This is a genomic window from Streptosporangium sp. NPDC023615 (assembly GCF_040640155.1).
In the GTDB taxonomy this organism is placed as follows: Bacteria; Actinomycetota; Actinomycetes; order Streptosporangiales; family Streptosporangiaceae; genus Streptosporangium.
The window spans coordinates 175,378-197,648 of the sequence record NZ_JBFABE010000003.1 but is presented as its reverse complement, the minus strand read 5'-3'; the positions used below and the strand labels follow the sequence as shown (position 1 = coordinate 197,648).

Genomic DNA, 22,271 nt, shown 5'->3' with positions numbered 1-22,271 from the left:
CGGAGCCTCCGGCCTTCCCTTCGCCCCGGGCCTTCCCGTCCCCGCCCCCGGCCCCTCGCCCTCCGCTCCCCGGCCCCCCGCTCCCCGACCTCCCGAACCCACCGCCCATGTGCCAGAGATGTCTGTTGAGTAGCTTCTAGTCATGTTCCACGGGCGGGCCGACGAACGGGCGGCCATCGACCGGCTGGTGGCGGACGCCCGCCGCCGCCGCAGCGGGGCGCTGGTCGTGCGCGGGGAGGCCGGGATCGGGAAGTCCGCCCTGCTCGACCACGCCGCCGAGGCGGCGGCCGGTGACATGCGGGTGCTGCGCGGGGTCGGGATCGAGGCGGAGAGCGAGTTGCCGTTCGCCGGCCTGCACCTGCTCCTGCGGGGGGTCGCGGACCACATCGACGCCCTCCCCGACAGGCAGGCGCGGGCCCTGCGCGGAGCCCTGGGGACGGCGCCCGCGGCGGGTGGCGACCGCTTCCTGACCGGTCTCGCGGTCCTGACCCTGCTGGCGGACCTGGCCGAGGAGCGCCCGCTGCTCTGCCTGGTCGACGACGCCCACTGGCTCGACCACGCCTCCGCCGAGGCCCTGCTGTTCGCCGCCCGCCGCCTCGACGCCGAGGGCGTCGCCCTGGTCCTCGCCGCCCGCGACCTGCACGCCCCCGCCTTCCCGGCACCCGGCCTCGCCGAGGTGCGCCTGCCCGGCCTGGACGCCGCGGCCGCCGCCGACCTGCTGGCCGGGCACGCCGCCGACCTGCCCCGGCACGTCCGGGACCAGATCCTGCGGGAGGCGCAGGGCAACCCGCTGGCCCTGCTGGAGCTGTCGGCGGCGCAGCGCGAGGGACAACTGCCCGCCTACCCCTACGACCTCGGGACGCTGCCGACCCACGGCCGGATCCAGCAGACCTTCGCCGACCGCATCGGCACGCTGCCCGAGCGCACCCGGACGCTCCTGCTGGTCGCCGCCGCCGACGACACCGGCGATCCGGCCGTCGTCCTCGGGGCCGCCGCGCGGCTCGGCGCGGCCGTCGAGGACCTGGAGCCCGCCGAGCACAGGCGCCTGCTGCTCATCACCGAGGGCCGCCTGGTCTTCCGGCACCCGCTGATCCGTGCCGCCGCCTACCGGGGGGCCACGCTGAGCCGGCGCCTGGCCGTGCACCGGGCGCTCGCCGACGCCCTCGGGGCGCGGGGCGACGACGACCGGCGCGCCTGGCACCTGGCCGCCGCCAGCACGTCCCCCGACGAGCGGGTCGCCGCCGCGCTGGAGCGGAGCGCCGAGAACGCGCGCACGCGCGGCGGCCACGCGGCGATCGCCGCGGCCTACGAGCGCGCGGCCTCGCTCAGCCCCGGACGGCACCACAGGGGGCGGCGCCTGGCCGCGGCGGCGCGGGCCGCCGCCGACGCCGGGCAGTTCGAACGGGCGGCCACCCTGGCCGACCAGGCCGCCCCGCACGCCACGGACCCGGCGACGACGGCGGAGGTCGCGCGGGTCCGGGCCACCGTGGCCGGCGAGCGGGGACGGCCGAGGGCGGCCCACGACATCCTCGTCGGGGCGGTGCTCTCCACCGCCGGGCACGACCCCGGCACCGCGGCGGACATGCTCTTCGACGCGGTGGAGACCGCCTGGTTCGCCGGTGATCTCACCGCGCTCGCCGACGTCGTGAAGCGGACCCGCGACCTGGGGCTCGACCCGGGCGACCGCGTACGGGTCCTCACCCGCGTGGCCCGGGGGCTCACCGGCCTGGCCGCCGACGAGGTGAGGGACGGGCTGCCGGCGCTGCGCGAGCTGATCGCCCTCACGGAGGCCGGACCGCACCGGGAGGCGTTCAGGGAACGGGCGCGGATCACCTGGTGGCACCTCATGCTCGGCGAGTACACCGCGGCCCACGACCTGGCCGCCGCCCTGGTGCGGGACTGCCGCGTCGAGGGAGCCGTCGGCGTGCTGCCGCGCGCGCTGGCGCTGCTCGCCCGCGCGCAGGCCCTCCAGGGACGGCATCGCGACGCGCTGGAGAGCGCCGTCGAGGGGCGGCGCGTCGCGCACGACACCGGCCAGAGCGACCAGGAGGGCTACCACTCGGTCGTCCTGGCCCAGCTCGCGGCCGTCGAGGGCGACCGGGAGCGGTGCGCCGGCCTGGTGGGGGAGGTGCTCGCGCGGGGGACCGGGGCGAACGTGGTGTGGGCCGGGTGCGCGCTCGCCCTGCTCGACCTCGGGCTCGGCCGGCACGAGGCCGTCCTGCGCAGGCTGGAGGACCTCACGGCCGGCCCCAACCGGCTGGACGTCCTCTCCAGCCTGCCCGACCTCGTCGAGGCCGCGGTCCGTCTCGGGCGGCCCGAACGCGCCGAGGAGCCGTACCGCTGGTACCAGGGCTGGGCCGACCAGGTCCGCCGGCCGTGGGCGGAGGCGATCGCGCTGCGGTGCCGGGCGCTGCTCGCCGGTGACGACGAGGAGGCGGGCGAGCACTACGCGCGGGCGGTCCGGCTGCACCGCGCCGGTGAGCGGCCCTTCGACCGCGCCCGGACCGAACTGCTGCACGGCGAGTGGCTGCGCCGCTCCCGCCGCCGGGCCGAGGCCCGCCCGCCGCTCCGCTCCGCCCTGGAGATCTTCGAGCGGCTCGGCGCCCGGCCCTGGGCCGACCGCGCCCGCACCGAGCTGCGCGCCTCGGGCGAGAGCGTCGCCGCGGGCGGGCCGGACCGCGGCACCGGCCCGCTCGGCCGCCTCTCCCCGCAGGAACTCCAGGTCGTACGGCTCGCCGCGACGGGGCTCAGCAACCGCGACATCGGCGCCCAGCTCTTCCTCAGCCCGCGAACCGTGGGCCACCACCTGTACAACGCCTATCCCAAGCTGGGCGTCGCCTCCCGCGGTGAGCTCGCCCGTCTCGACCTCTCGGCCGGCCCCGACCGGCGTTCCGCGTTGTAGCGTCACGGTCATGACCGAACTCGACGGCCGCCTTCGTGCGGTGTGCGACCTCACCGTGTCCGGCGTCAGGGAAATGGCCGGACGGCACGAGTACGACGGCATGATCCAGGACCTGTCACCGGAGGGGGTGCGCGCCGGGCTGGCCGCGCTGGGCCGGGGGCCGCTGCCCGCCGACCCCTACGACGCCGCCCACCTGCAGATCTTCGAAGAGGCCGTGCGGGTGCAGTTCGGCGAGCTGGAACTGCACCGGCGCAACCCCCTGGAGCACCTGGGCAACCTCGACCTGGCCACCTACGACCGCGAGTACGCCCCCGAGGCCGAGCGGGAGGCCGCCAAGCACGCCCACCTGGCCCTCTGGCCCGAGGCGGTGGACAACGCCGTGGCCTCCCTCGACCTGCTCAGCGCCCCCGTCGCGGCCGCGCTGCTCGGGGCGGTGCGCGGCCTGGCGGCCGGGGTGCCCGCGAACGCGAAGGAGAGCGCGCGCGAGGCCGCGTTCAGGGCGCACGCCCGGCTGGTGGAACACGTCGAGAAGGCCGCCCGCTCCGGGGACCCGGATGCCTCCCTCGGCGCCGGCGGCCTGGCCCGGCTGATGAGCGCCGGCGACGGCCTCCCGGTCGACCTGGGGCGGCTCGCCGAGCGGGCCGACGCCGAACGCGACCGCCTGATGGCCCGGCTGACGGAGTCCTGCGCGGCCCTGGGCCTCGCCGGACGGCAGCCGCTGGAGGTCGCGCGCGAGCTCGTCAGGGACCACCCCGGCCCGGACGGCGTGATCGAGGCGGCCAGGATCGGCACCGAGCGGGCGATCGCGTTCACCAGGGAGAAGGACCTGGTGCCCTACCACGACGGCGAGTGCCTGGTCGGCATCGCGCCCGAGTCGCGCCGGTGGGCGATGGCCATGATGAGCTGGGCGGCGCCGGGCGAGCCCGACGGCCCCTCCTGGTACCACGTCACCCCGCCCGACCCCTCCTGGCCCGAGCGCGACATCGAGGAGTGGCTGGAGGTCTTCAGCGAGACCACGCTCCCGGCGATCAACGTGCACGAGGTCGCCCCCGGGCACTTCTCGCACGGCCGCGCCCTGCGCCACGCGCGCTCCGAGGTGCGGCGGACGCTGATGTCGCTGGCCTTCGCCGAGGGCTGGGCGCACTACGCCGAGGAGTTGTGCGTGGAGGAGGACTTCGCGCCCGGCGACCCGCGCTTCGAGATCGGGGTGTGGCTGGAGGCGCTCATCAGGGTGACCCGGCTGGCCTGCGCGATCGGCGTGCACTCCGGTGCGATGACCGTCGAGGAGGGCGCCCGCCGCTTCGCCGCCGACACCCACATCGCCGGTCCCGCCGCCCTGTCGGAGGCGGCGCGGGCCACCTTCGACCCCACCTACGGCCGCTACACCTGGGGCAAGCTGGAGATCCTCGACCTGCGCGAGCGCGCCGGGGCCGAATGGGGCCCGGGCTTCGGGCTCAAGCGCTTCCACACCGCCATGCTCGACCTCGGCTCCCCGCCCCTGGGCCTGCTCGGCCACGCCCTCGGGGGGACGCCCGGCCGCCCCGCGTGAGAGCGCGGTCAGCGGTCCACGGCCGTCGCCCCGCCGTCGACGACCAGGTGGGCGCCGGTGACGAAGGACGCCTCGTCGCTCAGCAGGAACCGCACGGCCGCGGCGACCTCGGCGGGACGGCCGAGGCGGCGGAGGGGCGACTTGGTCCTGAAGGACTCCAGGTAGCCGGGGTCGCCGCCGGTGGCCCGGGCGAGCATCGGGGTGTCGATGTAGCCCGGGCAGACGGCGTTCACCCGGATCGGCACCAGCTCGTGCGCCATCGAGCGGGTCAGGCCGAGCAGGCCGGCCTTGGAGGAGCAGTACGCCGGGATGAACGCCTGCCCGACCAGGCCCTCGATCGAGGAGACGCCGACGACCGCGGCGCCCTCGTGGGCGCGCAGGTCGGGCAGCAGGGCCTTGACCAGCAGGGCGTGCGCGCGCAGGTTGACGTTGAGCACCGCGTCCCAGGCCGCCTCGGTGAGGTCGCCGAGCGCCAGGGGGGCGGCGATCCCGGCCGCGTGCACCAGGCCCCCGATCGACCCCAGGGCGTCGCGGCTCGCGGTGATCGCGGCGGGGAAGGCCGAGGCGTCGGTGACGTCGACGGTCACGGCGATCGTGGTGACGCCGTTCATGGCGACGAACGAGGCGGTCTCCTTGGCGCCGGGCCCGTCCACGTCCCAGATCGCGACCGGCCGCCCGGCCTCGGCCAGGGCCAGCGCGCAGGCCCGCCCGATCCCCGACGCGCCGCCGGTGACGACGACTCCGGTGCCCGCCATGGGGTCCCCTCCTCGACTGGTGGTGACCTTCAACGTTAGCTTGGGGGCCAATCGGTCGCTAGGTACGCCACGGCCCGCCGCGGCGCGGGCGTGAGATGTCAGGCTCAGGGAGGCGCGATGCGTGAACTGTCGGGCAAGGTCGCGGTCGTCACGGGGGCGGGCGGCGGGATCGGGCGGGCGCTCGCGCTGGGCCTGGCCGCGGAGGGCATGACGCTGATGCTCGCCGACGTCGACCCCTCGGCGCTCGCGGAGACCGCCTCGCTGGTGGAGGGGGCCAAGGTGCTCACCGAGATCACCGACGTCTCCGACCCGGTGGCCGTGGAGCACCTGGCCGACCGGACGTTCGGCGAGCTGGGCGCCGTGCACGTGCTCTGCAACAACGCGGGCGTCTTCCAGGGCGGCCGGATCTGGACCAGGGAGCCCGAGGACTTCGCCTGGCTGCTCGGGGTGAACCTGTGGGGGGTGCTGCACGGTATCCGGGCCTTCGTGCCCCGCATGATCGACCAGGACACCGAGGGGCACATCGTCAACACGGTCTCGGTCGCGGGACTGTTCGCCGCCCCGTACTCCGGGGGCTACTCGGTCTCGAAGTACGCCGCGTTCGCGGCGTCGCAGTCCCTCGCCCAGGATCTCGCGACGGCCGGCTCCAGGCTCCGGGTGACGGCGCTCTGCCCCGGCGGGGTGCGGACCGGCATCAACCGCTCCGAGCGGGTCCGGCCGGAGAACCTGCGGACCGCCGGGCGCACCGAGGACGAGGCGGCCTCCATGGAGATCATCGACGGGCTCCTGGAGCGGGGCATCGACCCGGCCGAGGTTGCGCGCGCGACGGTGGAGGCCATCCGCGAGGAGCGTTTCCTGGTCTTCACCCACCCCGGCTACGCCGAGGGCCTGCGCGGGCAGACCGAGGCCCTCCTGTCCGGGACGCTGCCCCCCTTCCCCGTCCACGAGTAGGTTCTCCCGACGGCGAACCGGCGCTCTCCCGTCCGCTTCCCGTCCGCTTCCCGCCCGTGAGGGGGCGTCTCCCCGTCCGTGAGGGGGCGTCTCCTCGCTCGTGATCAAGCGTTTCCCCGCCCGTGAGCGGGTGCTTTCCCGTCCGCGAGCGGGCGTGCGGGCGGGCGCCGATAGACTGGGACGACCGCTCTGTTCCCTTCGGGGGTCCTTTTGGGGGTCTTGGTGTCTGAGTTCGACACGGTCCTGGTCGTCGACTTCGGCGCGCAGTACGCGCAGCTGATCGCGCGACGGGTGCGTGAATGCCACGTCTACTCCGAGATCGTCCCCTCGACGATGCCGGTGGAGGAGATGATGGCCAAGAAGCCCAAGGCCGTCATCCTGTCCGGCGGCCCGTCGTCGGTGTACGCCGAGGGCGCCCCGGCCGCCCCCGCGGGCCTGTTCCGCACCGGCGTGCCCACCTTCGGCATCTGCTACGGCTTCCAGGTCATGGCCCAGGAGCTCGGCGGCGAGGTGGCCAGGACCGGCACGGCCGAGTACGGCGGCACCGCCCTGGACGTGAGCGGCCAGGGCGTGCTCTTCGCCGGGCTGCCCCGGAGCCAGTCGGTCTGGATGTCCCACGGCGACAGCGTCTCGGCCGCCCCCGAGGGGTTCACCGTGACCGCCGCGACCGCCCAGACGCCCGTGGCCGCCTTCGAGCACCCCGAGCTGGGGCTGTACGGCGTCCAGTTCCACCCCGAGGTGCTGCACTCCGAGCACGGCCAGGCCGTGCTCAAGCGCTTCCTCGACGCCGCGGGCTGCCGCCCCTCCTGGACGATGCTCAACATCGTCGAGGACGCGGTCGAGGCGATCCGCGCCCAGATCGGCCCCGAGGGGCGCGCCATCTGCGGCCTGTCGGGCGGCGTCGACTCCGCGGTGGCCGCCGCCATGGTCCAGCGGGCCATCGGCGACCGGCTGACCTGCGTCTTCGTCGACCACGGGCTGCTGCGCAAGGGCGAGGCCGAGCAGGTCGAGCGCGACTTCGTGGCCGCCACCGGCGTCAAGCTCCGGGTGGCCGACGCCCAGGAGCGCTTCCTGAAGGCGCTCGACGGGGTCACCGACCCCGAGGAGAAGCGCAAGATCATCGGCCGCGAGTTCATCAGGGTCTTCGAGGACGAGCAGCGCGCCATCCTGGCCGACGGGCCCGTCGACTTCCTCGTCCAGGGCACCCTCTACCCGGACGTGGTCGAGTCCGGCGGAGGCACCGGCACCGCCAACATCAAGTCCCACCACAACGTCGGCGGCCTCCCCGACGACCTGCGCTTCTCGCTGGTCGAGCCGCTGCGCGCGTTGTTCAAGGACGAGGTCCGCCGCGCCGGCGAGGAGCTGGGCCTGCCCGCCGCCATGGTCTGGCGCCAGCCGTTCCCCGGCCCCGGCCTGGGCATCCGCATCGTCGGCGCGGTCAGCCGCGAGCGCCTGGAGATCCTCCGCGAGGCGGACGCCATCGCCCGCGAGGAGCTCACCCGCGCCGGCCTCGACCGGGACATCTGGCAGTGCCCGGTCGTGCTGCTCGCCGACGTCCGCTCGGTGGGCGTCCAGGGCGACGGCCGCACCTACGGCCACCCGATCGTGCTCCGCCCGGTCTCCAGCGAGGATGCGATGACCGCCGACTGGTCCCGCGTCCCCTACGACGTGCTCGCCCGCATCTCCACCCGCATCACCAACGAGGTCCGCGAGGTCAACCGCGTGGTGCTCGACGTGACCAGCAAGCCGCCGGGCACCATCGAGTGGGAGTGACCCTCCGCCGGTAGGCCGGCCGGGACGTCCCCGTCGCGTCCCGCGTGCGGTGTCCCGGGCCGGTTCGCCGCCGACGGCAAGGCTTCGTAAAGTGCCGGACGGTAGGTTGGGGCGGGTGTCCTCCACCTCCTCGATCGGTGCCGCCCCGGCCCCCGCCGCCCGCCTGGCGTGGCTCGACGCGCTGCGCGGCCTCGGCGCGGTCGCCGTCATGCTGGAGCACCTGCTGCCCTGGTTCATGCCCTCCCTGAGGCCGTACTGGTTCAACCTCGGCATGTACGGCGTCCTGGTCTTCTTCCTGGTCAGCGGCTACATCATCCCGGTGTCGCTGGAGCGGCGCGGCGACGTGCGGGCCTTCTGGATCAGCCGCGTGTTCCGGCTGTACCCGATCTACCTGCTGGTCGTGGCCGGGGTGCTGGTGGCGGCGATCTGGATGCCGGTCCGCGAGCAGGTGCCCAGGGACCTGTCGTCGGTGTCCGCGCACGCCACGATGCTGCTGGACGTCGTGCACCGGGGCGGCCTGGCCGACACCATGTGGACGCTCTCGTACGAGATGGTCTTCTACCTGGTCGTGACCGCGCTGTTCGTCGGCGGGGCGCACCGGGCCAGCGGGACGATCGCGGTGGTCTTCGGGGTGGTCGCGGTCGTCGCCGGGCTCCTGCTGACCGGGCCGCTGCTGGACGGGCCCTGGCCCGCCTACGTGTCGGGCCCGGTGTTCCTCGCCGGTCTGGCCTGTCTTCTCGGCGGCAGGTTCCGCAGGAGCGCCGCCTACGTCCTGGGCGTGATGGCCGTGGTGCTGCTGCTCTTCTCCGGTTTCGTGCCGTGGCTGGGGGCGGTGATCCTCGCGGTGATGTTCGCCGGGACCGCGATCCGCCGCTGGGAGGAGGGGGCGGGCGGGCTCGCCCCGGTCGCGGTGACGGCCGTCCTGGTGGGCGTCACCCCGGTCTGGGCACCCCAGGCGGGCTGGTGGTGGGTGCAACCGGGGCCGTGGCTGGCCACCATGGCGCTGGCGGGAGCGACGTTCGCCGGGGGGATGGCCCTGCGCGAGCGCCGGCTGCCCGGGTTCCTCGTCTGGCTGGGCCTGGTGAGCTACTCGGTCTACCTGTTGCACCACCCGATGCTGCGGATCTTCCACGCCGTCGCCGGGGACGTGCGAGCGGCGGGGCAGGCGGTGCAGCTCTCGCTCAGCGCGGTGTTCGTGCTGTCGGTGCTCGGCCTGAGCCTGCTGACCTACCGCTACGTGGAACTTCCCATGCAGCGGCTGGGCAGGCGGCTGGCCCGGAGATCGGCCGGGGACGCGACACCGGGCACGGACGGCGCCGGGGGTCCGGGAGTGCCGGGGCTTCCGACGGCTCCCAGGGCGCCGGGAACGCCGGGGACGCCGGGGACGCCGGGAACGCTGAGGACGCCGGGGACAGGGACGGTGTGAGGAGCGCGGGGGGTGCCGCTCCCGAGCCGCCGTCCTCGGGAGACGGGGCTCGGGAGCGGTCCTCGGGCGACGGGGCCGGAGGGCCGTCCCCGGACGACGGGGCCCGGGAGCCGCCCTCGGGTGAGGGAGCCCGGGAGCCGTCCTGGGAGGACGAGGCTCAGAAGCTGTCCTCCGGCGACTGCGCGTAGGCGTCCGGGTCGCCGGTGGGCGAGTCCGAGTTCAGGTCGTCGTCCTTCTCGGAGCCGACCGGGTAGACGTCCCCGGCCACGGTGGCCTTGGCTCCGCGCAGCGAGGAGACCGACACCACGTGGTAGCCCTGCTTCTGCAGCGCGACCAGCAGCTTCGGCATCACCTTGACGGTCTGCTCGACCCAGTCGTGCATCAGGATCACGCCGTCACGCTTGGCGTTCTTGAGCACCTCGTCGTGGATGGCCTTCTCGTTCCTGGTCGCCCAGTCCCGCGAGCCGCCGTTCCACAGGATGATCGGCATGCCCATTTCCTTGGCGATCGCCGAGACACGCCCGTCGAGCTCGCCGTAGGGCGGGCGGATCGTCGTCGGGTACTTGCCGGTCACCTTCTTGACGATGGCCTGGGTCGAGGTCAGCTCCTCGCGGATCTTGTCCTCGGACAGTTCCCGCAGGTGCGGGTGGGTGTAGCTGTGGTTGCCGATCTCGTGGCCCTCGACGACCATCCGCTTGGCGAACGCGGGCCGGGACTTCACGTACTGGCCCTCGAGGAAGAACGTCGCCTTGGACTTGTACTTCTTGAAGGTGTCGAGCAGCTTGTCGGCGTACTTGCCGGGGCCGTCGTCGAAGGTCAGCGCGATGCACTTGACCTTCGCGCAGTCCACGGGCTTGGGAGCGGGCACGGGCTTGGGAGCGGGCTTGGCCTTGCCCGTCGCCTTGGGCGTGGCCGCCGCCTTGGGGGTGTTTTCTGGCTTGTCCGCACTCCACGCGGTGGTCGGGACGGAAATCATGGCTACCGCGCAGGACGCGGCCAGCACCATTCGGACAGGAGACTTCATGAGGGGAGCTCCGGGTCAAATCGACGTCGGTCGAAGGGGCATCCTATCGAGACGGCTGAGGCCTTCCGGGGCGGAAGAGTCACGATGTTCTGTGAAACCCCGCCCCGCCGAGGGCCGGGGCGCTCCGGCACCCGCTCCCGCCGACGTGTCGCAAGCTTGGTGATTCCCCAGGTCACGGCTGCGTATAGTCGGCGCGGGCGTTCCCGGCCGGTGCCCGATGATGAGCACCCGCCCGCTGCCAGAACCCGCTGGGAAGACCATGACGATCAGTACGGTGGAGCCGAGCACGGCCGCGCGGCAGCGGCCGGAGAGCCCCGGTTCCCCGGACCCCGGTTCCCCCGACGCCGGCCGGCGGTTCGCGCTCGCCTGTTACGCGACCGGCCAGCTCGTGCTGCTCGGCTGGTGGCTCGCCTTCCACCCCGGCCTGATGAGCCCCGATTCCGTCACCTACGTCGAGCACGTCACGACGGGGCCCTGGGTGGCCGGGCAGTCGGTCGCCTACGACGCCCTGCTCGGGCTCTGCCTGTGGCTGACCGGTGACGTGTCCGCGGTCACCCTGCTGCAGACGGCCGGGATGGCCGCCGCGCTGGCCCACCTGGCGGGCGCGGTCAGGGCGCTGGGCGCGCGGGGGCGGTGGCTGCTCGTCGCGGTCGGCTGCGCCACGCTGTCGCCGCCGCTCGGTGCCTTCACCGTGGCGATCTGGAAGGACGTGCCGTTCACGATCTGCGCCGTGCTGGCCGCGGGCACCGCGATCAGGCTCGCCTCCCCGGTCTCGTCAGGGACCGGGGCCCCGGCCCCGTCCGGCACAGTGTCCGGCACCGTGTCCGGCACCGCCTCCACGACCACGTCCACGACCACGTCCGGGATCGCGTCCGCGCGGCGGCGGGGCGGGGCGCGGCGGCGGCGCAGGCCCGCGCGGTCCCGGGGCGTGACGGCCCGGGACCCGCGTCTGCCGGTCTTCTGCGCCGAGCTGCTCGGGCTGGGCCTCTTCCGCCACAACGGCTTCCTGGTCGCGTTGATCGCCGCCGTCCTGCTGGCGCTGCTGCTGCCCGCGGCCCGCCGCCGGCTGGCGGTCGTGGCGGCCACCGCGGTGACGGTGCCGGCGCTGATGCTGGGTGCCGGCTATCCGGCGCTGGGCATCACGCCCCCCTCCCGCACGTTCGCCTACCAGACGGTCTTCGGCGACCTCGCCGTGGCGTACGGGGAACGCCCCGAGCTCTTCGGGCGCGAGGAACGCGCCCTGCTGGAGGCGATCGCCCCGCCCGAGGCCTGGCGGCGGGGGGCGACCTGCCACACCATGGCGCGGATCTTCTTCGACCCCGCCTTCGGTCACGCCGAGGCCGAGCGGCGGATCTCCGACGTCCTGCGGCTCTGGCGGGGACTGCTGGCCCGCGCGCCCGGCCTGATGCTGGGCACCCGGATCTGCCGCGCCGCGCTGGCCTGGCAGATCGACTCGACCGCGGGGGAACCCGGGGGCGAGCTCTACCGCTTCTCCCTGCACGACCCGCGCCTGCCTTCTGCCTGGGAGGGCACCCGCGTGGCCTCGGTGATGCGGCAGCGGCCCTTCCTCCCGGCCCTGCGGTCCGCCGGCCTGACCGCGCTGGACGCCTCCACGGTCAGGCAGTTCGAGTGGCTGCTCTGGCGGGCGCCCTTCTGGTGCTACCTCGGCTACGCCGCGGCGGTGCTGGCCCGGAGGCGTACCGGAAGCAGGGCGGCGCTCGCCGGGGCGGCCGTGGTCGCCGGCCAGCAGCTCGGCGTGATCCTCACCAACACCGCGCCGGACTTCCGGTTCATGGTGACGCCGATCCTCGTCGGGATCGTGCTGGTCCCGCTGCTGGCTCGGGAGGCGCGGATCCTGGCGGCCCGCCGCTGACCCGGGGACCGGCCGGTCCGTTCTGCCGGACCGGACGGATCGGACGGATCGGACCGACCGGCCGGGCTGGATCGGCCGGGCCGGTGGGATCGGCCGGGCCGGTCAGCGGTCGATCTCGTCGAAGAGCGCCTCCCACCGGTCCAGCACCCGGGGCAGCCGGTACTCCCCCATCCGCTCCCTGCCCCTGGCGCCCATCGCGCGGCGCAGCTCGGCGTCGGACATGAGGCGTTCCAGCGCGGCGGCGAAGCTCCCGGCGTTGCCGGGTTCGGCCAGCACGCCGTTGTCCCCGTCCCGGACCAGGGTCCGCACGCCCGCCGAGGCGTCACTGGCCACGGCGGGCAGGCCGCAGGCGGCGCCCTCGGCCAGGACCAGCCCCCATCCCTCGAAGTCGCTGCTCAGCGTCACGATGGAGGCGTCGAGGTACTCGGCCTCCACGTCGGCGACCTGCCCCCGGAAGACGATCCGGTCACCGAGACCGGTCTGCCACGCCTGCGCCTCCAGCGCCGCCCGGAGCGGCCCGTCGCCGATGATGTGCAGCTCCCACCGTTCGGCGACGGAGGGGGCCGCGGCGGCGAAGGCGTCGATCAGCAGGTCGATCCGCTTCACCCGGACCAGCCGCCCCGCCGAGACGATCCGGGGGTTGCGCAGCGGGGCCGCGCGCTCGGGGAAGATGCCGACCGGGTTCAGCATGGTCCCGCAGTTGGCGAGCCGGTGACCGGCGAAGGCCGCGGCGTAGTCGTCGCAGAGGAAGAGCGCCTTGTCGAAGTGGGCGTAGTACTTCTTGATCAGCCGGAGGTTCGGGGAGTCCACCGCCTCGGCGTACGACTGGTGGTACTGGCCGACCTTGGCGATGTGCGGCAGGGGCAGGTCGGCGATCCAGTGGGCGGCCCAGGGGGAGGCGACGACCAGGTAGCCGCGGCGGACCTGGTCGGTCAGCCGCAGCAGCCTCGTCCTGGCGGCCGCCACCTCCCGGGGGGCGCGCCGGGGCCTGCCCCTGCGCCAGGGGAGCGAGCGGGGGGACGCCTCGGGGGCGGGCGTGTCGTACAGCGTGAGGTGCCGGTAGACGGGGTCGGTGACGTAGGTCTGCGGCTGCCTGGAGGGGTTGATGCCGACCAGCGTCACCCGGTGCCCGCGCGCCCCCAGGCCCTGGGCCAGGGTGTGGATCACCCGCTGGGACCCGCCCATCGAGTCGGCGTCGGTGCTCAGGAAGAAGACGTCGCGGGCTCTCATCGCCTGACCTTTCTGGGGAGCGTGGGGTACGCCGCCGGAACGCGGCCTCGGCGCGAGCGTGCCGTCGTCGTGGATCCCGTCGTGGATCCCGCCGTGGGCCTCGACGTCGGAGGCGTCGTCGTCGTACGGCCTCGCGGTGGGGTGCGCCGTCATCGCAGGGCCTCCCCGAAGAACGCGTCCACGACCCTGGCGGCGGCCTGCCCGTCGTCGAGGGCGCACCAGCGCTCGCGGAACCGCGCGTAGCGTTCGGCGTACGTCTCGGTGATCTCCTCCAGCCGGGCCAGCGCGCCGGTCAGCTCGCCGGTGTCGCGGAGCAGCGGCCCGGGGGCGACGTCGGCCAGGTCGAAGCAGACGCCCCGCTGGGCGGCGGCGTAGCGCTCGTGGTCGTCGACGTAGTAGAGGATCGGCCTGCCGAGGCAGGTGTAGTCGAACATGATCGAGGAGTAGTCCGTCACCAGCACGTCCGAGGCCAGCATCAGGTCGTTCACCTCCGGATACGCCGAGGCGTCACGGACGAGGAAACCGAGCGGGTCCGGCACCGTGAAACGGTCGTAGCGGTGGGCCCGGACCAGGATCACCCAGTCCGCGGGGAGCGCCCCGGCGAGGGCGGGCAGGTCCAGCCGGATCGAGTCGCCGCTGAACCGCCCGCCGTCGCGGTAGGTGGGCGCGTACAGGACGACCCGCTTGCCCGCGGGGATCTCGAAGAACTCCCGCACCAGCCGCGCCCGCTCGCGCTGCGCGGGTTCGGCGTGCCGCACCAGCACGTCGTTGCGCGGGTAGCCCGCGTGGAGCAGCTCGCCGCCGAACCCGCTGGCCTCGGCGAAGTCACGCCGGAAGTCGCGGCCCGGCGTGAGCAGCACGTCCCAGCGCGCCACCGCCTCGGCGTACCTCCTGGCCAGGGCGGGTTGCGCCCGGTGCCGGGGTTCCTCCAGACCCATCTTCTTGAACACCTGGCCGTGCCAGGTCTGCAGGTAGCGGGTGGCCCGGCGCTTGCGGTAGCAGTAGGGCAGGTTGTGGCTGTCCACCCAGTAGGCGGCGCGGGCCAGCGTCCAGGCGTAGCGGAAGGTGTCGCGCCGGACGAGGTCGACGTCCTCGGGGAAGCGTTCGGGAACGCCCGCGTGCGACCAGACCGCCCGCAGCTCGGTGGCGCGTCGCCCGAGCTCCTCGTGGACGTAGCGCGGGTTGCCGGTGTAGTCGCTCCCCTCGGCCGACTCGAACAGCACCAGGTTCCGGTTCACCGGCACGACCGCGCTGAGGAACCGGTAGAAACGGCCCAGGTTGCGGGGGGTGGCGAGGTCGGCGAGCAGGCTCCGCCAGAGCTCGGACGCCTTGGGGAGGCGTCGTGCCGGCACCGGGCCGAGCCTGCGGGCGGTGAGGCGGAACGGGACGTCGGGCGAGGCCTCCAGGACCAGCCGTCCGGGGCCGACCGCGCCCACGGAGGTGAACGACAGGCCGGGGGAGGCCAGCAGGTGCCTGACGTTGCGGTGCTCGCCCTCGTGCAGCGCGATCATGACGGCCTGCGGTCGTACGACACCGTCCGGCCATTCCAGGTCGGGCAGGGAGATCGACACCCTGCCCTCCAGGACGCCGGGCTCCCCGGGGACGCCGGACCCCTCCGGGACGCCGGGCCTCTCCGATGACGCCGCGGGTGCCGGCTCGAAGGGGATCGAGGCGATCGTCTTCTTCCTGCCGCCGACGCGGAGCCACACGGACGCCGTCCGGCCCTCCAGCACCCCGCCGGGGTCGTAGGTCCGCACCGTCAGGTCCACCCGGTCCCTGGACGCCTGCAGGTCGACGAGCTCGTGCCGCAGCAGCGCGCCGGCGAACGGCTGCTCGGCCAGGTGCAGCTCGGTGACGTCCAGCTCGCTCCGGCCCCGCTCGCCGGTGGGGAGCGTCGCGCCCCAGAACACCCGCCCGCCGTGCTCGGTGACCCGGCGGGGCGGGATCGACGAGCCGCCGCCCAGCTCGACGGCGGCGAGCGCCGCCTCGGCGCCGCGCCGCTCGCGGACGAGCTGGATGCAGACCCGCTCGGCCCGGCTCAGTCGCCGGATCGCGGCCTCCTCCAGCGTGTCCACGTACGGGATGACGAGGTCGGCGAACTCGTCGATCCACCGGGGGTCGCGCAGCGGCAGGTCGCCCAGGTAGAGGCGGAGGTCGTGGGAGAGGAAGCGGTAGTCCTTGTCCCCCTTGAGGTCGAGGGAGTGGGTGTCGGCCAGCACGCGGTCGCTCAGCTCGGCGGCCGTGACGCGCTGGCGCACGTTCTCCAGCTCGTGCCGCCGGGAGGAGATCGACCTGGTCGCCGGGGTGGCCGCGAGCAGCCAGCGGTAGACCGGCCACGGGACGAGGGCGAAGAGCTTGCTGCGGCAGAACAGCTCGGTGGACCAGACGATGTCCTCGTGGTGGATGTCCTCGTGGAAGCGGATGCCGGTGCCGTCGAGGAAGCTCCGCCGGTACAGCTTGTTGGTGGCCAGGCAGTTGAAGAGCAGCTCGGGCTCGGCGCGGATGCCCTCCACGGTCCGCCGCTCCGCGAAGAGCTGCGGGTACCAGAGGGTGACGGCCCCGGTCGCCTCGTCGACGCGCTCCACGGTGCCCATGACGAAGTCGGCGTCGGTCCGCTCGGCCTCCAGCAGCAGGCTCTTGCAGGCGTGCCGGGGCAGCTCGTCGTCGCTGTCGAGGAACATCAGGAAGGGCGCGCGGGCGGCGTCCATGCCGGCGTTGCGGGGTGCCCCGCAGCCGCCGCTGTTGGCCGGGAGCCGCACGTAGCGGACCCGGCCGTCCTGTTCGGTGAGCGCCCTGGCCACCGTCGGGGTGTCGTCGCCGGAACAGTCGTCCACGATGATCACTTCGAGGTTCTTGAGCGTCTGGCCGAGAACGGACCGTACGGCCCGGGGTAAACGGGGCGCGTCGTCGTAGGTGATGACGATCACGCTGACGTCGGGGACCGTTGAGGGCTGTGTCATGGTGTGCGACTCCAGAGCGGCTGGGAGGAGAGCCTTGATCCGTCCGGCTCCCAGGTGGCGACAGGTGGGCGGGAGCCGGGCGGGGCGTGACGGGACCGCCCGCCCGGAGGGCCGGGTCGCATCGGGGACGACCCCGGGTGGTCCTGGGCGACTCCGGACGGTACGGGTGGAAACGGAGCGGTGCGGTGCGGGGGCGGGACGGGTGGACGGACGGGCGTGGGCGCGTGGACGGGGGTGGTGCGGACCCGTCCGGTCAGCGGGTCATGGGCGGGACGCGGCGGAGACCCCGAGCGGGACGGGGGCGTCGCGGCCGGAGCCCCCGCCCGGGTGCCCGCCGGAGCCTCTGCCGGAGCCTCTGCCGGGTCCGCGGGCCGCCGACTCCTCGTGGTAGTCGGCGTCGACGTTGACCTGCCACACGTCGTGCCGGGCGCCCTCGGCGATGTTCTCCACGGTCAGCATCGCGGTGAGCATGGAGTGGTCCTGGTTGTTGTAGCGGTGCATGCCGTTGCGGCCGACGGGGTGGATCCGCGGCCACTCCACGTCGAGGTACTTCCTGAGCACCTCCACGTTGTGGGCGTGGCCGGCGTCGTAGACCGGGTAGGCCCTCGGCATCCGCACCACGTAGCCCCGCTCGACCGAGCCCGAGGTGACCAGGCCCAGGTGCTCCAGTTCCCGGGTGCCGAACGCGACGAGGTCGTCGTCGGGCATCCGCCACAGGTCGTCGCCCTCGGTGACGAAGTACTCCAGGCCCAGGCAGGTCCGTCCGGCCCGCACCAGGTCCGCCGACCAGGAGCCGTAGTTCTGCACCCGGCCCAGGCGTACCTCGGGGGAGTGGATGTAGATCCAGTTGTCGGGGAAGGAGAACCGCTCGGGGACGACCAGCGCGACGGTGAGGAAGTCGCGGTACCTCAGCCCCGCGGCGGCCTCGGCGACGATGTCGGGCACGTCCGGCCCGAACGCGCGGATCAGGGCGCCGAGCGGCATCGAGGAGATCAGGTCGTCGCAGAGCACCTCGCGGACGGTGTCACCCGAGCCGGGCGGCACGTCCGGGCGGTGGACGCCGTCCGGGCCGTGGACGCCGTCCGGGCGGACGGTGACGGCCAGCCGGTCGCCGTGGCGGCGGATGCGCTCGACCCGGGTGCCGAGGTGCACGGCACCGCCGAGCCCGCGGACCCGTTCGGCGCAGCTCTCCCACATCATGCCCGGCCCCAGCCGGGGGTAGTGGAACTCCTCGATGAGGCTGGTGACCTCCTTCCGCCTCCTGCCGGGCGTCAGCGCGTCGGCGACGGCCCTGCCCAGCGAGAGGTTCTTGATCCGCTGCGCGGCCCAGTCGGCCTGGATGGTGTCGGCCGGGACGCCCCAGACCTTCTCGGTGTAGGTCTTGAAGAAGATCCCGTACAGCCGCCGGCCGAAACGGGCCGTGACCCAGCCCTCGAAGGTGGACTGGTCGGCGGGCGGCCGGACGCGGGCCCGGACGTAGGAGCCGACGCACCGCACGGACTCGACGAGGCCGAGGTTGGACAGGGCGTTGGACGCCTTGAGCGGGTAGTCGTAGAAACGGCCCCGGTAGTGGATGCGGCTCATCCTCGGCCGGAGCGGGAAGTCCCGCTCGTCGAGGAGCTCGTGCCAGAGCCGCTCGACCCTCGGCACCTTCGTGAAGAACCGGTGACCGCCGATGTCGAAGCGCCAGCCGTCGCGTTCCTCGGTACGGCTGATGCCGCCGACCACCCGGTCGGCTTCGAAGACCTCGCACGGACGTCCTCGCCGGACCAGCTCGTAGGCCGCGGTGAGCCCGGCGGGCCCCGCCCCCACGACGACCGTTGACTCCATGCGTCTCCCCCCGCGAATGCCGTTCGCTGTGATCTCGCCCGTCTCGGTCACCGATCGTGTCGGACGCCCCGGGGGGATCGAGGGGTCATTACGACTTACCAGGACGTGTGCATTCCCAGCCTTGACCACGGCATGGGGAAGGCGTTGCCGCGCCGCGGGGGGAGGGGCCCCGCGGTCCGTCCGGCCGGGGGCCGGGGACGGTCAAGACTCGGTCAGCTCCGTTCATGGCCGTCCCGTTTCGGACTCGTCCCGTCCCGCCGCGCGGCCATGCTTCTGACGTGACGTCCACCTCGGGCTCGGGGCCGCCGGGTGGTACCGGCGGGTGGACGGGCCTCCGCCGCCGCTCCCGGGCGGCCGTCCGGCCCCCGTCTCCCCGCCCGGGACGTCGTCCACGATGAGTGGATCTTCACCTGCGTGCCGTCTCCGGTGTTCGAGCCGATGGACCGGACCGTGAGCTTTCGACTACCGGAGGACCGACCGTGGCCCCAGTGAGCATCATCGTGCCCATCTACGACGTGGAACCGTACCTTGAGGCGTGTCTGGAGTCGTTGGTCGCGCAGACCTGGGCCGACATCGAGGTCGTCATGGTGGACGACGGCTCCCCCGACTCCAGCGCGGAGATCGCCGAGACCTTCGCCGCGCGCGACGCCCGGTTCCGGTTGATCCGTCAGGAGAACGGGGGTCTGGGCACCGCGCGCAACACCGGTGTGAGGCACGCGACGGGCGAGTTCCTCGCGTTCGTCGACAGCGACGACATGCTCCCGCTGACGGCCGTCGAGACGATGGTGTGCAGCCTGACCGACAGCGGGTCCGACCTCGCGACCGGCAACGTCCTCCGTTTCAGCGGCCAGGGGGTGCGCCAGTCGCCGATGCACAGGACGATCTTCACCGGCCCGGCCCGGCGGACCCACGTGACCGGCGCCCAGGCCCTGCTCAGGGACCGGCTGGTCACCAACAAGCTCTGGCGCCGCTCGTTCTGGGACGAGCACGGCATGAGCTTTCCCGAGGGCGTCCTGTGGGAGGACATCGCGGTCTCCCTGCCCGCGCACTTCCTGGCGCGGGCGGTGGACGTGCTCACCACCCCGGTCTACCTCTGGCGCGAGCGCGAGGGGGAGAGCGTCTCGATCACCCAGAACCGGGGACACGTCAAGGGCATCGAGGACCGGTTCGCCGCGGTCGGCTCGGTGCGGGAGTTCCTGGCCGGCACCGGCAGGACCGCGCACCTGGCGGCGTGGGACCGGATGGTCCTCGACGGCGACCTGCCGAACTTCCTTCAGGTCTTCGACCGGGCCGGGGAGGCGTTCCAGAACCGCTTCCTGGACCTGGCGTGCGCCTACCTGGAGCAGGCCGGGCCCAAGGTCCTCTCGCTCATCCCGGCGCAGCGGCGGGTGAAGTGGGCCCTGGTGCGCGAGCGCCGCCTGGAGGATCTCGTCCAGGTGCTGGAGTGGGACAGGACCGTCAAGCCGACCGCCCGCGTCGTCGGCGGCGGGGTGCGCGGCTACCACCTCAACAGTCCCGTGCAGGTCGGGCGGTCCCTCACCCGGATGCGCGATGAGCTGGACCTGCGCCAGCGGGTGGACGCGCTGGACTGGAAGGGCGACGCCCTGGTCGTCGAGGGACGGGTGTCGGTGCGCTACCTGCGGACCCGCAGGCGGATGCAGCAGCACGTCTTCGCCTGGCTGGTCCCCGAGGGGCCGGGGCGCAGGATGCGGCTCCCGGTGACGGTCCGGCGGAGCCTGTCGCTGGTGGACACCGGTCCGCGCCGGCGCAAGGACTGGTGCGGCTTCCGGCTGTCGATCGACCCGGACCGGCTCCCGGCCGGCTCGACCTGGCGGATCGAGCTGCGCGTGCTCTCCCGGGGCCTGCTGCGGCAGGGCGCGCTGGCCCAGCCGAGCCCGGCCGCGCGGCGGCTGGAGTTCTCCGAACGCGACTCCGGGACCGTCGCCTGGACGGAGTGGACGGCCGGGGAGGAGTTCCGGCTCAGGGTGGAACGGCCGGGCGGGCGGGTCACCGGGCACCGGGTGGCCGAGGGCACGCTGCGGATCACCGGCCGCTGCGGTGCCGGCCTCGGCGCCGGATCCGCCACCGGATCCGCCGGCTCGGGCACCGCGCCGGTGCTGCGGCTGACCCGGCCCCAGGGGGGCCGTGAGCGGCGCTACCCGATGACCGTCACCGGTGACGACTTCGAGGCGGTGATCGCGCTGGACGACGTGCTCTCGGAACGCTGGCCCGATCTCGACCCGGCGAGCCTGGAGATGAGCGCGCTGCACCCCGGCGCCGAGTGGCACTTCGACGTCGTCCCCGCAGAGGGCCCGGCCCGGCCGCTGATCGTCGGCGCCGCCGTGGAGCGCGGCCTGTACCGGCTCCGCGGGCGCGACGTGGTGCTGGACCGCTCGCAGCGGGGCGGGTTCGTGCTGCGCGAGCAGCGGCCCACCTTCTACGTGGAGCGGGTGGAGTGGGACGAGCACGGGCACCTGCGGCTCACCGGCGCGCCGATGCGCCCGATCGACGGCCCGGCCTGGCTGGTCGTCACCTCCCGCAACCGGTTCACCGAGCGGCTGTTCCCGCTGGTGGACGGCACGGTCACGGTGACGCCCGAGGGGAGCGACACGCTCGCCGGCCGGCTGCCGCTGCCCGCGGGCACGCACGGCTTCTCGGTCCGCACCGGCCTCGGTGACATGCGGGTGGAGTTCCGCCCGTCCGCGCCGCTGGAGCACATCTCGGCCACCCGGACGTTCACCTTCGAGACCGACGTGATGTCCGAGGCCGTGTTCACCGTCGGCGACGACCTGCGCGCCTCGGGCAGGCCCAAGCAGCAGCGGCTGCTGCGCGAGGACTTCTACCCCGCGCGCCGCGCCGAGCCGCTCCGGCCCGCCGTCCTGTTCGACAGCTTCGGCGGCAGGCAGTTCTCCGACAGCCCCAGGGCGATCTACGAGGAGCTGCGCGGGCGCGGCGCGGACCTGGAGTTCATGTGGCTCGTCCGGGACGGGCAGGTGGAGGTGCCCGAGGGGGTGGTGCCGGTCCGCCGCTACGGGCGCGAGTTCTACGACGCGCTGGCCCGCTGCCGGTACGTCGTCACCAACAGCGACCTGCCCGCCTGGTTCGAGCGCAGGCCCGGGCAGACCGTGGTGCAGACCTGGCGGGGCACGCCGCTCAAGCGGGTCGGCTTCGACGTGGAGAAGGTGCCGTTCGCCCGGCCCGACCACCACGAGCGGCTGGCCAGGACCGTCGCCCAGTGGAGCCACCTGATCTCGCCGGGCCCCTGGTGCAGCTCGATCCTGGACAGCGCCCTGCGCTTCCAGGGGGAGATCCTGGAGATCGGCTCCCCCCGCGACGACCTCCTGATCCGCGGCGGGGCCGAGGCGGTCGCCGAGCGGGCGGCGCGGGTCCGTGCGCGGCTCGGCCTGCCCGAGGGCAGGAAGGTCGTCCTGTACACCCCGACGTGGCGGGACGACAAGTTCTACAGCAGGGGGCGCTACCGGCTCGACCTGCACCTGGACCTGCAGCGGATGGCCGACGAGCTGGGCGGGGAGTACGTCTTCCTGCTGCGCAAGCACCCCACCGTGACCGACCGGGTGCCGCGGACCGGCACGGACCTCGTCCGCGACGTCTCGGTGTACCCGGACGTCCAGGAGCTCTACCTGGTCGCGGACATGCTGGTCACGGACTACTCGTCGGCGATGTTCGACTTCGCGGTGACCGGCCGGCCGCTGCTGTTCTACACCTACGACCTGGAGCGCTACCGCGACGAGGTGCGCGGCTTCTACTTCGACTTCGAGGCCGAGGCCCCCGGCCCGCTGCTGCGCACCACCGACGAGCTGATCGCGGCCGTGCGGGACGCCGGCGACACGCACGTCGAGTACCGCAGGGCCTACGAGGCGTTCACCGCCAGGTTCTGCCCGCTGGAGGACGGTCACGCGGCCGCGCGGGCCGTGGACCGGCTGTTCGCGTAGCGGCGCCGTCCGAAGGCCGGGGAGCCCTCTCCCCGGCCTTTCGTG

The 22,271-nt window shown here is 73.9% G+C and carries 12 protein-coding genes; 7 read left to right on the top strand and 5 right to left on the bottom strand.

Annotation, left to right across the window (positions count from 1 at the left end; translation table 11 throughout):
- The first annotated feature begins 142 nt into the window (after positions 1–142).
- On the top strand, positions 143–2,902 hold the full coding sequence (locus AB0G16_RS03765; protein WP_362798068.1) for an AAA family ATPase: 2,760 nt from the start codon (positions 143–145) through the stop codon (positions 2,900–2,902).
- 10 nt (positions 2,903–2,912) lie between these two features.
- Positions 2,913–4,451, top strand: coding sequence for a DUF885 family protein (locus AB0G16_RS03760; RefSeq protein WP_362798066.1), 1,539 nt, complete (start codon positions 2,913–2,915; stop codon positions 4,449–4,451).
- Between the two features lie 8 nt (positions 4,452–4,459).
- On the opposite strand, the gene AB0G16_RS03755 is transcribed toward AB0G16_RS03760, so the two are convergent.
- On the bottom strand, positions 4,460–5,206 hold the full coding sequence (locus AB0G16_RS03755) for an SDR family NAD(P)-dependent oxidoreductase (protein WP_362798063.1): 747 nt from the start codon (positions 5,204–5,206) through the stop codon (positions 4,460–4,462).
- A 117-nt stretch (positions 5,207–5,323) separates the two neighbouring features.
- On the opposite strand from AB0G16_RS03755, the gene AB0G16_RS03750 reads away from it, so the two are divergent.
- The 3 genes from AB0G16_RS03750 to AB0G16_RS03740 all read left to right on the top strand — a co-directional run bounded on the left by AB0G16_RS03750 (position 5,324) and on the right by AB0G16_RS03740 (position 9,356).
- Positions 5,324–6,157, top strand: coding sequence for an SDR family NAD(P)-dependent oxidoreductase (locus AB0G16_RS03750; RefSeq protein WP_362798060.1), 834 nt, complete (start codon positions 5,324–5,326; stop codon positions 6,155–6,157).
- A 222-nt stretch (positions 6,158–6,379) separates the two neighbouring features.
- Positions 6,380–7,930, top strand: a complete 1,551-nt coding sequence (gene guaA, locus AB0G16_RS03745) for a glutamine-hydrolyzing GMP synthase (protein WP_362798057.1) — start codon at positions 6,380–6,382, stop codon at positions 7,928–7,930.
- Between the two features lie 115 nt (positions 7,931–8,045).
- On the top strand, positions 8,046–9,356 hold the full coding sequence (locus tag AB0G16_RS03740) for an acyltransferase (protein ID WP_362798055.1): 1,311 nt from the start codon (positions 8,046–8,048) through the stop codon (positions 9,354–9,356).
- 157 nt (positions 9,357–9,513) lie between these two features.
- On the opposite strand, the gene AB0G16_RS03735 is transcribed toward AB0G16_RS03740, so the two are convergent.
- Positions 9,514–10,380 carry a polysaccharide deacetylase family protein gene (locus AB0G16_RS03735; protein WP_362798052.1) on the bottom strand — a complete coding sequence of 289 codons (867 nt, stop codon included), beginning with the start codon at positions 10,378–10,380 and terminating at the stop codon, positions 9,514–9,516.
- A gap of 259 nt (positions 10,381–10,639) precedes the next feature.
- Between AB0G16_RS03735 and AB0G16_RS03730 the strand changes: the two genes are divergently transcribed.
- The gene (locus AB0G16_RS03730; protein ID WP_362798049.1) at positions 10,640–12,253 is read left to right on the top strand and encodes a hypothetical protein; all 1,614 of its coding nucleotides are present in this window, start codon (positions 10,640–10,642) and stop codon (positions 12,251–12,253) included.
- A 102-nt stretch (positions 12,254–12,355) separates the two neighbouring features.
- Here AB0G16_RS03730 and AB0G16_RS03725 read toward each other — a convergent pair whose 3' ends face one another.
- The 3 genes from AB0G16_RS03725 to AB0G16_RS03715 all read right to left on the bottom strand — a co-directional run bounded on the left by AB0G16_RS03725 (position 12,356) and on the right by AB0G16_RS03715 (position 18,273).
- Complete coding sequence (locus tag AB0G16_RS03725; RefSeq protein WP_362798046.1) at positions 12,356–13,636, bottom strand: glycosyltransferase; 1,281 nt, start codon at positions 13,634–13,636, stop codon at positions 12,356–12,358.
- Positions 13,633–16,443, bottom strand: a complete 2,811-nt coding sequence (locus AB0G16_RS03720; RefSeq protein ID WP_362798043.1) for a CDP-glycerol glycerophosphotransferase family protein — start codon at positions 16,441–16,443, stop codon at positions 13,633–13,635. Before AB0G16_RS03720 ends, AB0G16_RS03725 begins: the two co-directional genes overlap by 4 nt.
- Before the next feature lie 261 nt (positions 16,444–16,704).
- Complete coding sequence (locus AB0G16_RS03715; RefSeq protein ID WP_362798040.1) at positions 16,705–18,273, bottom strand: NAD(P)/FAD-dependent oxidoreductase; 1,569 nt, start codon at positions 18,271–18,273, stop codon at positions 16,705–16,707.
- A 488-nt stretch (positions 18,274–18,761) separates the two neighbouring features.
- On the opposite strand from AB0G16_RS03715, the gene AB0G16_RS03710 reads away from it, so the two are divergent.
- The gene (locus AB0G16_RS03710; protein WP_362798037.1) at positions 18,762–22,226 is read left to right on the top strand and encodes a bifunctional glycosyltransferase family 2 protein/CDP-glycerol:glycerophosphate glycerophosphotransferase; all 3,465 of its coding nucleotides are present in this window, start codon (positions 18,762–18,764) and stop codon (positions 22,224–22,226) included.
- Positions 22,227–22,271 lie beyond the last annotated feature (45 nt).